Source organism: Phormidium sp. CCY1219, assembly GCF_055795085.1.
Genome location: NZ_JAYFEQ010000825.1, coordinates 39186 through 53701, shown reverse-complemented (window position 1 = coordinate 53701; position 14516 = coordinate 39186). Strand labels below are relative to the sequence as shown.

The following is a 14516-nucleotide window of genomic DNA, read 5'->3' as shown; positions in this document are numbered from 1 at the left end:
CTTTTCACAGTTGCACCAACCTAGTATAACTGCTTTTGGTCAGATTTGAAGGTGGTGTTGTCCTGCCGCGATCGCGCCCTAATTTGGGTTAGGAATCGGACGAGGCGTTGAGGATGCAGTCTGCTTTAAGAATCACAAATCCTTCATGTTCTAACGCCGAACAGGAATCCATAAAATTTGCGATCGCCGGAAGGGTACCGGTGGCGAGGGTGGCTTTCGCTTGTTCTGCGGCGGCAAATAGGGGTTGAGTTTCCGTATGGCGAAACTTTTCCAGCCAATAACTGTTCGCAATATAGACGGGAGTAAATGCCGATCGCTCTACTAGCAAAAAATCTACGCCATACTTTTGAATAAATTGCTGCAATTGATTCAAATCGGGACTGTAGTGAGCGGTAAATAAATCCACAGCGCGCTGGGTTAGCTCGAAGTAATAGGCTTTATGGTAGCCTAGCACATAGCTGGGACTGGCCACAATAGAACGGCGGGAAAAGTAAGGCAAATTATCCGTATCTTTGGTTATCGAAGCGATGAGCGTGTCTTTGGGTTGTTGGGCAAAAAACTCATACACGGGGGGAACTTTACCGACTTTATAATCCACATCGGGAAAGTCGCGGATGAGAACCGGATAAATTAGCATCAGGACGAAGAGGACAAAGGCAAAAGGGAAGAGAGTTCCGCCCCAGATGGGATGGCGATCGCGGCGGACTTTTTGCACTATTGCATCCACAATCAAGGTAAAGGCGATCGCGGCGACAATTGGCATTAAAACGCGCAGGCTGTGTTCGGTGTAGCGATTGGGCAGGTGCAGCTTAAATAACAGCAGGTGAGCGGCGAAAAACATCCCGGTAGAAACCAGCAGTAATTGTCCCAAAACCTGGATGCCCGGACGGATTTTTTCCGTTAGGGGAAAAGCGGAGCGAAAGAGCATCAAGATGGGAAAAGTGACGCCTAAAATGACTTGCGGTAAGGTAAAAGATAACTTACACCATTCACTGGGAAAAAAGCCGGTGCGCCGCCAACAGAGCCAATATTCCCAGGTGTTATCGATATAAAAACTCGGCCATAAGGTGCGCGCTTCTTCCGCTGTCATCACCGGACCGAATTCGGAAGATTTGAAAGCGTAAGGAAGCATAACGAAAAAGGCAACGGCTAGCCCAATCCCGCTAAAGCGATAAACCGCCGGATCTTGGGTGAAATGCAAGCGCCGATTTTCCCAGCGAAACAGTTGCAAGACTAAAATTCCGGAGGCGAGGAAAACGCATTGGGGATAAAACAGTCCGAGAAGGGCGATCGCGGCGGCGGTGAGGAGTAGTTTTCGCTGCAGTAAATAGTACAAAAATGCAAAAAACAGGGGATAGACAAATGCCACCGGGCTTCCCGAAGGCACATCATCTTGCATCCACAAGTTTTGATTGACCAGCAAACTGGCGACAAAGCCGGCAAAGGGAACGGGCAAGATTTGCAACGTCACCCCAAAACAATAAAGGGTGGTAATAATGACCAGAATTAGCGGCAAAATTTGGTTAAATGCAAAGGGGTCGATGCCGAGTTTTGCCACGATATCGTATAGTGTGGTATAGCCTGTGGGGGCGACGGATTGAAAGTAATCTGCCATCAAATCTTGCGGAAACATTTCCGCATCGAGCAATCGCTGCGTCCAAAAAACATGCTGTCGCGCATCGTCTTGTACCACGTAGGGATGTTTGAAGACTTGTTGCAGTCCTAAGCCAACAAACAGGATGGCAAATGTCAAGCTCAGGGTCAACCAAAATATCTGCGAAGAACGCGATGCTTTGGGCAAGGGAGTGGTGAAAAAGGTTTGCAGGTAGGAGGTTAGCATGAGTGGTTGAAGTCGATTAAACGGCGCTGCATTGCAGGGATTGAAAAGGGTGAGTGAGTCAGGGGGGTTCCTCGGGGGAATTAGCTGGGCGGATTTAAAATACAAGCAGAATCTAACACAAAAAATCCCTCGGTTTGAAAGACGGTACAGCGATCGCGCAGGGTTGCCAGTGCGGGGGTCATTCCTTGCTGCATTTGCGCGATCGCCTGCTTGGCATGAGGTTGATATTGCATCATCCAGCGATCGCGACTCACGTAGTTGGGCGTAAACGCACCCGCTTCGACTAACCAAAAGTCGATTTCATAGGTGGAAATAAACTCCCGCACGGCTGACAAATTTGGGCTGTAATGAGCATCAATTAAGTCTATCGTGCGCTGTCGAATTTCGCCATAATATCCTTTATGATAGGGAACCGGATATCCTTCGCCGCCCACCAATATCGAGCGCCGCGCGAAGGATGGTAGATTGTTGGCTTCTTCGGAAACTGAGGCAATCAAGATGTCTTTCGGTTGGGTGGCGAAAAATTCATAAAGGGTCGGCACTTCCCCCACGATGTAATCGGTTCTAGGAAAGCGTTTTAACCAGGTGGGTTCCAGGATAATGCCGGCGACAATTAACACCGCCAACATGCCGGCAATGATGGGTTTTCCCTTGTTTTCGCCCCAGGATAACAGGGCATCCACAATCACGGCGATCGCAATTCCAGCGGCGATCGCTGTCACCATTCTCAAGCTATGTTCCGTGTAGCGACTGGGCAAATGCAGGCGAAATAACAAGGCATGCGATATCAAAAACATCGCCAAAGATGCCACAATGATTTCCAGAAACAATCGGCCATTTTGCAAGCGCTTGAGTAACGGAAATACTCCGGGAACTTCATTGAACTCGGAACCGCTTTTTTCCCCTTGGCTTTTTTTACGATTGGCTATGATATCTAACCACAACAAAATCGGCAATAATCCCCCGGTAACGATGGGTAAAATTGTGCCAAATCGCGGCATAATGCCACTGCGCTGACCGCTAACCCAAAAATCCCCCACATCTTCGGTAAAAAATTCGCTTTTGCCATCAGATAAAAATTCCGGCAAGGTTTTTGCTTCTGTGGCACTAATTACCGGCCCGTAGTCATTGGATTTTACGGCATAAAATGCCATGACTGCCATTGCTACGGCAAGGGCAATCCCGGAAAACACATAATCCTGTGGGTGGCGAGAAAGAGAAGGACGCCATTGAGAAAGCTGGATTCGCTGCAATATTAAAATGCCGGCAGCGATTAAAACGCATTGCGGATAAAATAATCCCATCAGGGCGATGGTGATGCAAGTGGCGATGAGTTGGCGCTGCAATAAATAATACAGAAATGCCATAAAAATGGGATAGACAAATGCGGTTGCTGTTGCCGACACCACGTCATCGCGCATCCAAATATAATGATTGAGCAATAAAGCGCTGAGAAACCCCGCTAACGGGACGGGCAAGATTTGCAAGGTGACGGCAAAACAATAACCGGTGGTGATTAAACCCAGAATTGGCGGTAGGAGTTTGTGCAATAACATGGGGGAAATTCCCAGTTTTGCCACTATCCAATACAGTGCGGTATAGCCGGCGGGGGCGACGGTTTGAAAGTAATCGGCAATCCAATCGCCGGGAAACAATTCTGGGTCGATAAACCGCTGCATCCAAAACACATGTTGCCGCGCATCGTCTTGCACCACATATTCGGCGCTGAAGGCCACGTTTAAGACCATTAAACCATAAATTGTGGCAAAAGTTAAGGTGAATATCGGCCAAAATATTCGCGCCGTTTGCGGGCTTTTCTCCAGGGTTGCGGTGAGGAACCGATGCAATTTTGTTAGGCTCATAAGCAAGGGGGCAAATTATGCGATCGCATTGATTGGGGGGGGAGGCGGAGGGGTGGGATGTTCCCAGGCAGGAGCCTGGGAACGAGTTAAGCCTGGGAACGAGTTAAGTCCGCGCAGGCGAACTTTTTTTAACTGGTTCCCTGCTGGGGGGAACGCCCCTTCTGAGCTACCGCCTCCCCACAGGAATTCTGGAAAATAATGTGCATGTTTTGTTATTTTGTCACAATACAATCGGCGTCTAAAACCACAAAATCGCCGAGTTGGAAAGTGGTACAACGGTCGATCGCGGTGGCAACAATGGGGAGAGTACCCGAGTTCAACTGAGCGATCGCGCGTTGGGCTTCGGGTTGATACTGTTGCAACCAGCTATCTTGGGCAATGTATTCCGGGGTAAATGCCGATCGCTCGACTAACCAAAAATCAATCCCATAGCGATGGATAAATTGTTGCACCTGAGTCGGATCCGAACTATACTGAGCGCGCAGCAAGTCCGTGACTCGTTGGTTAAATTGACGATAGTATCCCAAATGAACGGGAATGGCATATTCCCTGGCGACTAAAACGGAACGGTGGGAAAAGGTGGGCAGATTATTGGCTTCGGAGGCTAAAGAAGCGATGAGAATATCTTGCGGTTGCTGTTGGAAAAATTCATATAATTGCGGCAATCTGCCGGGACGATAGTTGGTGCGCGGGAAGCTGCGATCGTAGAGGGGATAAAGCACTAATGCAATGGCAAGCAGCAGGCTAGAAGCGAGGGCGATCGCTTTTTTACCATTCGATTGTCTTGCTGCTGGGGTGACAATGTTTAAAGCCCAATCCAAAATCAAGGTGAGCAAAATTGCCGTGGCGATCGCTCCTCCGATGCGGGCGCTATGTTCGATGTAGCGACTGGGCAAATAGAGGCGAAACACCACCGCATGAGCGGCAAAAAATAGCGCCAGAGAAGTCAGCGCTAAATCGAGCAATACTTTCTGATTTTGTACCCTTCTAGCCAAGGGAAATATCTGCGGTTTTTGTAAGGCAAAGGGCAAGAAAAGTCCCAGCCAAATCAACGGGGGCAACAGGGGAGGAAGAATGCCCGATCGCTCGCCAATCAACCAAAAGTAAAGCGGATTGTCGCTAAAAAAAGATTGCCGTCCTTCCGGATGAAAAATTGGGTAGGCGATCGCTTCGCTTCTGGTTATCGTCGGACCAAATTCAGTGGAGTGCAAGGCATAGGGCAACATCATCACAAAAGCAACTAGAATTGCCAGGGCAGAAAACCAATAGTCGCGACGATTTTGGCAGAGCTTTATTCCGGGATTTTTCCACTTCACCAATCGCGCGACTAGCATCCCACAAGCAATCAAAACATAGGGAGGATAAGAGAGAGCCAAAAGAACGAGAGACAGACAGACGCCGAGTAAATTTTTTCGCAGGAGATAATACAAAAAACCTAAGAAGAAGGGATAGACAAAGGCGCGGGGAGTGGCGGACACCACGTCAAATTTCATCCACAAACTTTGCTGGAGCAAAAGGGTACTGATAAAGCCGGCGATCGGGACGGGGAACAGTTGCATCGTACAGCCAAAACAGTACAAAGCGCTGATGAGTGCTAGCACCGGGGGCAGTAATTTACTCAGCATTAATGGCTCGATGCCCAAGGTGGCGAAAAATTGGTAAAGTGTCGTATATCCTAAAGGGGCGACCGATTGAAAATAATCGGCAATTAAATCGTTGGGAAATAACTGGGAATTTACAAAGCGCTGCATCCAAAACACATGCTGCCTTGCGTCATCTTGCACCACATAGTTGCCGTTAAATGCTTCTGACAGCGCCATGTAGCTATAAATGAGGGTAAACGTCAGGCTTAAACTCAACCAAAAAATAATCTCCCGGCGGGAATTTTTCCGGGGAGGCGCAGTGAGAAATGTCTGTAATTTTTTCATTTGGGATGGGCGATCGCTCATAGTTCGGAGGAATCTAGGAGGTCGGGATTAAATGGGTTTGCGTTGTGATGTTAGCGCGGGGAAAGCGGGTATTTCAGGAAAAGGGAAAGGCGAAGCACCTCGTGGGTCTTTTCCGGGAAGAGAGGAAGGGTGCAGGGGTGCTGTCGGTATTTTCCATGACATCCGCCGAGAGAACAATTGGATAATTCTGCCATTCTCGAAAGGGGTAGCACTGGATTATAACCAAATTGTTTGAACCATTCATCTACTGATAGAATAAAACTATGCTCGGGCTTAAACTGACCAAAACATTCACCAGGGTGCTAAACCCGTCCGTGCAGGCTAACAAACCCGTAACCTACGAGATTCCCCACTCTGCAAGCTTTTCAGAGCGATCGCAAGCACCAGTCATGTCCGATTCCGTTGAATTACTGCGCCAATTTGTGGCTCAGACGCCCACCGCCATTGCCATGCTCGATCGCCAGATGCGCTACCTTCTGGTGAGCGATCGCTGGGCGATCGACCTAAAATTGGGCGATCGACCCCTGCAAGGGCGATCGCACCCTGAGATTTTCCCCGAAACGGGGGGTCAATTGCAAGAGATTTTCCAGCGGTGTTTAACCGGAGAAATCGAGGTCGGGAAACAGCGCACCCGGGAAAAAAACGGCCAGTGGGTGAAGTGGGAAATGCGTCCCTGGCGCAACAACCAAGGTGATATTGCCGGGGTGATGCTGTGGGCACAAATCGACCCGAAATCCGAGGCAGCCGAAAGCTGGACAAACCGCACGCCACTGCTGGAAACCCACAGCGATTCCCGGACCAACGGCATATTGGTGGTGGACGATCGCGCAGGAGTAATTTCCTATAATTCCCACTTTGTCCAACTGTGGCAAATTCCCGAATCGGTACTACAAACCCAAGGCGATCGGGTGTTGCGCGAGTGGATGTTGGCGGGGCTAAAAAATCCGCAAGAATTTCTGACAAAGGTAGAATATTTTGATGGGCATCCGTGGGAAATCAGCCACGATGAAATCGAACTGAAAGATGGGCGAATTTGCGATCGCTACACGGCTCCACTGATTTCCCTGGATGGAAATACCTATGGGCGGATTTGGGTTTTCCGCGATATTACGCAAGCCAAATCCAGCCAAAACAAACTGCGCCACAGCGAACAACTCTACCGCACCTTAGCCCAGAATTTTCCTCAAGGAGCGGTGATTTTGTTCGATCGTAACCTGCGCTACACGATCGCCGATGGCAAAGGATTAGCCGATGTGGGTATCGAGGCGAATCGCATCATCGGAAAAACCATTTGGGAAATCTTCGATCGCGCCACTTGTGAAGCCCTCGAACCGGTTTATCGCGCCGCACTGGCGGGAGAAACCCATCAATTTGAAATGCCTTATGAAGACCGGGTGTATGAAGTGCAAGTATTGCCGGTGAAAAACGATCGCGCAGAGATTTTTGCCGGGATGGTTGTCACCCACGAGATTACCGAACGCAAAAAAGCCGAATCCGCCTTACGGCAAGGGCGAGACAAGCTCGAAGAATTGGTTAAAGAACGCACTGCAAAACTAGAAGAAACCAACGAACGATTGAAGGGCGAAATCATCGAGCGAGTTCGCACCCAAGCCGAATTCGATCGCATCTTTAATCTCTCCTTAGATATGCTGATCGTAGCCGACACTGACGGCTACTTCAAACAGGTAAATCCCGCCGTGGAAAAAATCCTCGGCTACAGTCGAGAAGAAGTCCTCTCCATTCCGTTTATCGAGTTAATTCATCCCGACGATCGCGCCGCCACCGAAGCCGAATTTCGCCAGCAAATTGAACAAGGTTCTCCAGCGATTAAATTCGAGAATCGCTATCGCTGTAAAGATGGTTCCTATCGCTGGTTAGCCTGGAATTCCGTCCCGCTTGTTTCCGAAGGGTTACTCTATGGTGTAGCCCGCGATATTACCGAGAATAAAGCCGCCGAGGTAGCCCTGCGAAATTCCGAAGCGCGAGAACGAGAAAAAGCCGAGCGACTGGCACAAATCTTGCTCGAACTCAAGCAAACCCAAGCGCAACTGCTGCATAGCGAAAAACTCTCCAGTTTGGGGCAGATGGTGGCCGGCATCGCGCACGAAATTAATAACCCGGTGAATTTTATTTATGGCAATCTTTCTCATATCCGCGAATACATTCAAGATTTACTCGGTCTGCTCGAACTTTATTTAGAAGAATACCCTTCACCCGCCCCATCGATTCGCGAGGCAATGGAAGCGATGGATTTCGAGTTTATGATGGAGGACTTGCCGAACCTCTTAGAATCGATGAAAATGGGGAGCGATCGCATCCGCGAAATCGTCTTTAACTTACGGAATTTTTCCCGCATGGACGAAGCCGAAATGAAGCCCACGGATATTCATAAAGGCATCGAATCCACCCTGATGATTTTGCAAAATCGCCTGAAAGCAAGACCCGATAGTCCCGGAATTCAAGTGGTTAAAGAATTCGGCGAGTTGCCGATGGTAAGTTGCTATTCCGGACAGCTCAATCAGGTATTTATGAATATTCTGGCCAATGCGATCGATGCGCTAGATGAGTACAACCGCCATCGTTCTCGCGATGAAATCAACGCCAATCCCTCGATAATCAAGATTCGTACCACTGTCACCTGTTCCCGGTGGGAAAAAAGGGAAGCCCCGGGAGAAGTCAGTTTCCGGGACGAAGATCCGCACGAGTTTTATGCGGTGATTTCTATTGCGGATAATGGCCCGGGAATTGTGCCGGAAATTGGCGATAAACTATTCGAGCCATTCTTTACCACCAAACCGGTGGGGAAAGGCACCGGTTTGGGATTGGCCATTAGCTATAAAATTATTGTTGATAAACATGGCGGGCATTTGTGGTGCAAATCCGAACCGGGTAAAGGTGTGGAATTTTGCATCGAAATTCCCATTCGCCAATTGAATGAAAAGGGATGAAAAAGGGCCAAGCGGGAGGGAGTTTGCTGTGGGGACGCTTTATTTCCAACTGCGAATCGTGGCGAGGTATTTTTGGAGAAAAGGCAAGCCGGCGATCGCGGGAATTAAATATCGCGAAGTACAGAGCAATCCCAATGCGGCACCGGTTGCTTCGTTAAAATAGGGTTGATAAAATACAATCAAGGCCGCATCTCGGGTGCCAACCCCAGCAAAGGTTAAAGGCAGCAATCCGGCTAAAATGGCCAAGGGGGAAAGGGCTAAATTCGCCAGAAACGGAGTCCAAGCATTCAGGGCAAGGATAAAGAACCAAATTTGCAATAAATGACAAAACCAGAGAAAAATTGAGGTGAGGGTAATTTTGGCAAGCTGACGGCGATCGCTCCAGAAATATTGGTGCATTTCCCCCCAGGAAAAGCGCAATTTGTCAAGCTTGAGTTGTACTTTTTTCGGGGCGACCCGCGCGCCGGCGGCAAAAAATACCTTGGCAAACCGACGCGAACTCAGCAGCAGCACGCCAGCGATTAATCCCCCAGCCACGCCCGCCGTCATCAGCCAAAATAATACATCTTTTTCGGGGTATAATAGCAAGCCAAAGGCACACCACAACAGGAGAGAAAGCAAATCGCAGGCTTTTTCAAACACCACCAGAGACAGGGCTAAAGAACCGCTCAAATGCCCGCGATCGCGCATGAAATATGCTTTAGCAATATCGCCCATTTTCGACGGAAGCACCATATTTAACACGCTAGAGGCGAGAATCAATCGATTGGCCTCCGGAAAATCCAGGCGCGTGGTGGGCGGCGCGAGTTGTTGCAATCGCCAACTGGTGATAGCGATTAATGGGAAGACCATTGCGAGGCTAACGCTCATCCAGAGGCGATCGCAATTCTCGAAGACTTTTATCAGTCCGGAAAAGTCAATTTTCCAATAAATGGCCGCGAGAATCAGCAAGCTAACAGCTAAAGAAATCAGTCGTTTCATGGGTTAGGAATGTAGGCGTCAGATCCGGTCATGCACTCATCAATCCCCCAAGGGCACGGCAATACCTTGCCCCTAGCGATCGCGGGTCATGTCTACTATATCTCCAAACCCATCCCTATTCCCCCAATGTTGTCGTCTCGATAGCGCAAATCGCGTCAGCAGTGCCATCGATAGGCGCAGGAGGTGTCTGGGTACCTGAAAAATTACCGTGGAAAAAATAGCGATGGCGAGTATCCGGCGGGGCAAAAGTTAGGCACTTTTGAAAAAACGTATAATTTCGCGAACCTGTTCTAAAACTTGCGAGTCTTCGCTGAGTTGAGCGATCGCATTGCGGGCGTCTTTTGCCAGTTTATCGTGTTCGGCTTGATTGTGCGATCGCAACTCTTCCACCGAGGCAGCAAGACGGGTTAAATCATTGCGATTGGCAGAGAGTTGTCGCTGTACCATTGCCACCATAGAATCGGGATTGTTTTGGTCTAGGTTTTCTTGGATTGCCTCGAGTTGTGCTTCTAAATTGGCTACGCGATCGCGCAGTTCTACCACATCTTCGCGCGGGTAGGTAAATGCTTTGCGAATCATCATCAACCGGGCGGCAATATATTCATAAGCGCGCACCACGGGACGCAAGGCAGTTAACAATAATGCCGCCCCAGAACCGATATATCCTACCGCACTAATGCCGGTGATGGCTAAGGCATACAAAACGATGGCAGAAAGCAAATGCAGCCCTAGGGCAATGCCGAGCGATCGCTTCGCCACGCCTTGCACGTAATTCAGTTGTTTGTCATCGACTGGAATATTTTTTTCTCGGGATTGTTCTGCCTCGAGTACCACTTCTTTCGATTGAAAATAAATATTCCACGGCACGGTAACAATGACCAACAACCACCAAAAACTCGCCCCGCCGATTACCCAATCCAAAAAACTTCCCGTGGGAATGTTCAACCATTGTAAAATGCCAAATGCCAGGAGGAGAACCAGCACCCAAATGATGGTAAATCCACCAAAAAAGTTGATAGACATTGAAGTATTGCCAAATATTTGCTAAACTGTTGCTTCGATTATGGCGATCGCCCCTAGGAATGACCGGGAAATATTGTGACAGTTTTTGCAGTGGCATAGTTACGGGATGGGGGAGCGATCGCCGAAGGGTTGGAAAGATTGGAATTAAAACTGACGTTCTACTTTTAACGGTTGACCGTCTGAGAGGCTATTAATTTCATCGGTGAGGTCGAGCCAAGGCTGCAATTGACCGCGTTGAAACGTGCGACTCATTACCACATAAATCGAGGTTTGGTCGCCACCGATGCCCAAGGAACCGACTTTTTTCCAAGATTGCGCCACTAATTCATCATTAACCTGCCAATGTCCGTTTTCCCAACGCAGGCGGCGGATAAAATAAAACGGAGCACCTTGCTTGCCGGTAATTAGCATTTTTTGCAGGAGTTTGCGGATGAGGTTGGGGAAAAAACGGCCACCGGTGAGCATGACGACTCGCAGGATGAGTAAATTGAGGGGAGTCATTTGTTTTTGTTTTGCCCATCCGAGTTGTCCTTGGATGATAATTTCATCGTCATCGAGTTGGTAGTCATAGCGATCGATTAAATGACCCACGGCATTTTTGAGTTGATTTCCGACGAGGACTTGCAGGGAAAAGTGGGTATCCGAGACGACGAGTTTTCCGTTGCGAAACAGTTTGAAAACGCCGCCTTTGTTGAGGGCGAGATAGAGTTCGGTGGTGGCTTCTGGGGAGTAACCGTTGCTGGTTTCGGAACGGCGATCGATGAGCAATTGGGCGTTGGGGAGGAAAACGCGCCCGGGGGGGCGCGGTGCTTTTGCGGGGCGATCGCGAACGAAATCGCGCCATGCCAGCAAGTAATTCCAGGTATGATGTCCGATAATATGGTCGTCGGCGTAGCAGGGCACCAAACCATTTTCAATCCCTTGTAAAAATAAATCGTTGATGCGAAGGGCTTGCGGCATCCACTGGCCGACTAATTCAAAGCCATGCGGGAAAAAATTATAGGTATTGCGACTGGCATATTCGCCGCCAAAAGAGCCATCGGGGTGAATAAATTCCGCCGCCAATTCCACTGCTTTTTCTAATGCTTGTTTAATTCGTTCATCGGGGGAGAGGCGATAAATGCTGGCCAAACAAGAAATGGTGAGGGTATGATAGCCCGGATCGCAGCCTTCGTATTCCTGAAACCATCCTTCGGAATTTTGCCAAGATAAAACGCGATCGAGACGCTGAGCTTTAGCCCAGTCCCAGGTGGAGGTTTCTAACAGTTTCGAGAGGCGTTCCAAACACAGAACGATTAGGGCTTGGTGGTTGGTTAATTGTCCGCTTTCGTGGTGATGCGCCAACCAGTGGGCGCGGTGTTCGAAAAATTTTAGCGCTTCAAAGTTATTCAGGTTGAGGAGGGTGTAACTTTCGATGCAGGCCAGCAGGGAAAATGCGGCGGCACCTGCGGCGCGTTCGAAGGGGAAATAATCATCGCAAGAAGCGTCGGGATGGGCGCTGCGGGCGGCATAGAGGATACCGGCTTCTACCCAATCGCGAATGGCGCTTTGATGATAGAATGGATTATCCGGCAGGTCAGTTTCATGGGCCAAGGCAAGCGGCCATACAAACTCCTGCGCCATGCCACTGGGGAAGTCTACGATTTTGTAATGCCAGAAGTTACGGTCAAAGCAACCGTAAGTTGGGCTATGGGGGTTGCGATCGCATAAGGTCAAGATTTTCGGAATTTGCGCGATCGCCACAGAGGCAAACAGATTTCTACTCATCGCCTAAAATTATCGATTGATTGAGATAGGATAAAAATTCCCACTACTCGTTCCAGAGGTCAAGATGCAACAGCAAAACGTTCCCCACCGAGTTTTGGCAATTAAGCACGCTGAGTGCGAAAACCTCGGCCATTTTGAAACGGTTCTGCGCGACAGAAACATTCCCTATGAATACTTAGATATGGCAACCGAGGCGACGTTCCCGATGCCGGTAAACGAGTTTTACACCCACCTGATCGTGCTCGGTGGATTTATGAGCGTTTATCAACAAAAAGAATATCCTTGGTTACGTTACGAGTGCAAGTTAATCGAAGATGCTTTACATCGCGAAGTTCCGATTCTGGGGATTTGTTTGGGGGCGCAGCTGGTTGCCAAGGTATTGGGGGCTACGGTGTCGAAAGGCGATCGCGGTCCGGAATTGGGGTGGTACGATCTTTCTGTAACTGCAGCCGGTGAAAACGATCCGTTGTTCAAACACTTTCCCCGCAAGTTTAAGGCGTTGGAGTGGCATGGAGATTGCTTTGAAATGCCGCCAGATTGCGTTCGTCTGGCGGCTTCCCAACAGTACCCAAATCAAGCTTTTCGCTATGGCGATCGCGTTTGGGGGTTGCAATTTCATCTGGAAGCCACGGAAGAAATTGTCGAGAAATGGGTGCAAAATCACAACGAGAATAAACCGCCCGGGGAAAAACTGCCACCTACCCTGATCCGCCAAGCAAATCGCTTGTATTTTCCCAATTTCCAAGCCCTCAGCAGCACCTTCCTGCACCAGTTTTTTGACTATACCACAGGAATGGCTTCATAAACTCGAGTTTAAACCGATTCCTCCACTTTATGCTGAAGCAGAAAAATGTTGCCACGGGCGGTCTTTCTGAGTTATAATCTAGGAAAAAATCCGGGAGAGTCGGCCATATCCGGGGCGATCGCGCTGTGGTTAGGTTAGCCGACACCCCCCATCGTTCATCCTGGCGGTTTCCCTTCTGCCGCCAGGATGTGTTCTGAGTCGCAGACTGGGGATATAGATAAACGGATTCACCTCCTATCCTGTGGATTCGCTGTTTTTTTAAAGCTTAACCTTTCAATTATAGCTCGAAGCGAAAACAGTTTGTTGGATCGCGAGAGGGAAATATTTCGGAGAGTGTTTGCCGTGGGAATCTGTCTGAAGAGCGATGAATTTCCAGGGAATTTTCAGCTACTCTAGAAATAGAGTCTAAAAAATCAGCTAAACCCAAAAAATTACAAAAATGACTACACCGATGGCGCTCGTTTGTGGAACAGAAGCGAACGAGGGTAACTGCTATTGGTTCGCAGATGCCATTGATGTCAAAAAGGTTAAAGAAGCGCTTTCCTGATGCCAATCAAGGAATAATATATCTGCCTGAAACTCTAAGCGCAAGAGCAAGGGTTAATAATTTTCAGCAATTATGCAGTCTGGAGGATGACAAATATGCTATTTCGAGATCGAATGCACGCCGGTCAAGTGCTGGCCCGAAAACTTCGCCAATACGCCAATCGTTCCGACGTACTGGTGCTCGGATTGCCGCGCGGTGGGGTACCGGTGGCGTATGAAGTGGCTAGAGAAATCGATGCGCCACTCGATGTGTTTCTGGTGCGAAAATTAGGCGTACCCCATCATCGGGAATTGGCGATGGGGGCGATCGCCAGTGGTGGCGTCCGGGTTCTGAATGAAGATGTGGTCAACTCCTTGCGCGTCAAGCAGAAAGCCATCGATCGCGTCGCCGCCGAGGAAGACAAAGAGTTAAAACGCCGGGAACAAGCCTATCGCGGCAATCTTCCCCCCTTAGACCTGCGCGATCGCACGGTGATTCTCGTGGATGACGGATTAGCCACCGGCGCTTCCATGCATGTGGCAGCGATCGCCGCGCGACAGCAACACCCTGCCAAACTAATCGCGGCGGTTCCGGTTGGTGCGCCAGAAACCTGCGATCGATTCCGAATGGAAGTAGACGAAATTATCTGCGCCGAAACGCCCGATCCGTTCCTCGCCGTGGGGGTTTGGTATGACAACTTCTCCCAAACCACCGACGCAGAAGTGCGAAAACTGCTCGATCGCGCTTCGCATCAGCAACCGGCTACTTCCCGTCGGTAACTTTCAAAAAAATTAAAAATTTGGTATTGAGAATTG

At 49.2% G+C, this 14516-nt stretch carries 9 protein-coding genes; 3 read left to right on the top strand and 6 right to left on the bottom strand.

Annotation, left to right across the window (positions count from 1 at the left end):
- Nucleotides 1-88 precede the first annotated feature (88 nt).
- From AC0QH1_RS26065 to AC0QH1_RS26055, 3 genes are all read right to left on the bottom strand, one after another.
- Nucleotides 89-1840 carry a hypothetical protein gene (locus AC0QH1_RS26065; protein WP_324634371.1) on the bottom strand — a complete coding sequence of 584 codons (1752 nt, stop codon included), beginning with the start codon at nt 1838-1840 and terminating at the stop codon, nt 89-91.
- Nucleotides 1841-1920: 80 nt separating this feature from the next.
- Nucleotides 1921-3702: a hypothetical protein gene (locus tag AC0QH1_RS26060; RefSeq protein ID WP_324634370.1), complete on the bottom strand. Its 1782-nt coding sequence runs from the start codon at nt 3700-3702 to the stop codon at nt 1921-1923.
- Between the two features lie 212 nt (nt 3703-3914).
- Nucleotides 3915-5651, bottom strand: a complete 1737-nt coding sequence (locus AC0QH1_RS26055; RefSeq protein ID WP_324634368.1) for a hypothetical protein — start codon at nt 5649-5651, stop codon at nt 3915-3917.
- Nucleotides 5652-5950: 299 nt separating this feature from the next.
- On the opposite strand from AC0QH1_RS26055, the gene AC0QH1_RS26050 reads away from it, so the two are divergent.
- Complete coding sequence (locus AC0QH1_RS26050) at nt 5951-8599, top strand: PAS domain S-box protein (RefSeq protein WP_324634367.1); 2649 nt, start codon at nt 5951-5953, stop codon at nt 8597-8599.
- Between the two features lie 39 nt (nt 8600-8638).
- Here the strand turns inward: AC0QH1_RS26050 and AC0QH1_RS26045 are convergent, their stop codons facing one another.
- The 3 genes from AC0QH1_RS26045 to AC0QH1_RS26035 all read right to left on the bottom strand — a co-directional run bounded on the left by AC0QH1_RS26045 (nt 8639) and on the right by AC0QH1_RS26035 (nt 12370).
- Nucleotides 8639-9580 carry a lysylphosphatidylglycerol synthase transmembrane domain-containing protein gene (locus AC0QH1_RS26045; RefSeq protein ID WP_324634365.1) on the bottom strand — a complete coding sequence of 314 codons (942 nt, stop codon included), beginning with the start codon at nt 9578-9580 and terminating at the stop codon, nt 8639-8641.
- A gap of 249 nt (nt 9581-9829) precedes the next feature.
- Nucleotides 9830-10603, bottom strand: coding sequence for a hypothetical protein (locus tag AC0QH1_RS26040; protein ID WP_324634364.1), 774 nt, complete (start codon nt 10601-10603; stop codon nt 9830-9832).
- A 144-nt stretch (nt 10604-10747) separates the two neighbouring features.
- Complete coding sequence (locus tag AC0QH1_RS26035; RefSeq protein WP_324634363.1) at nt 10748-12370, bottom strand: hypothetical protein; 1623 nt, start codon at nt 12368-12370, stop codon at nt 10748-10750.
- A gap of 64 nt (nt 12371-12434) precedes the next feature.
- Between AC0QH1_RS26035 and AC0QH1_RS26030 the strand changes: the two genes are divergently transcribed.
- Entirely contained in the window at nt 12435-13175 is a 741-nt protein-coding gene (locus AC0QH1_RS26030) for a type 1 glutamine amidotransferase (RefSeq protein ID WP_324634362.1), read from the top strand.
- A gap of 642 nt (nt 13176-13817) precedes the next feature.
- Nucleotides 13818-14480: a phosphoribosyltransferase gene (locus tag AC0QH1_RS26025; RefSeq protein ID WP_324634361.1), complete on the top strand. Its 663-nt coding sequence runs from the start codon at nt 13818-13820 to the stop codon at nt 14478-14480.
- Nucleotides 14481-14516 lie beyond the last annotated feature (36 nt).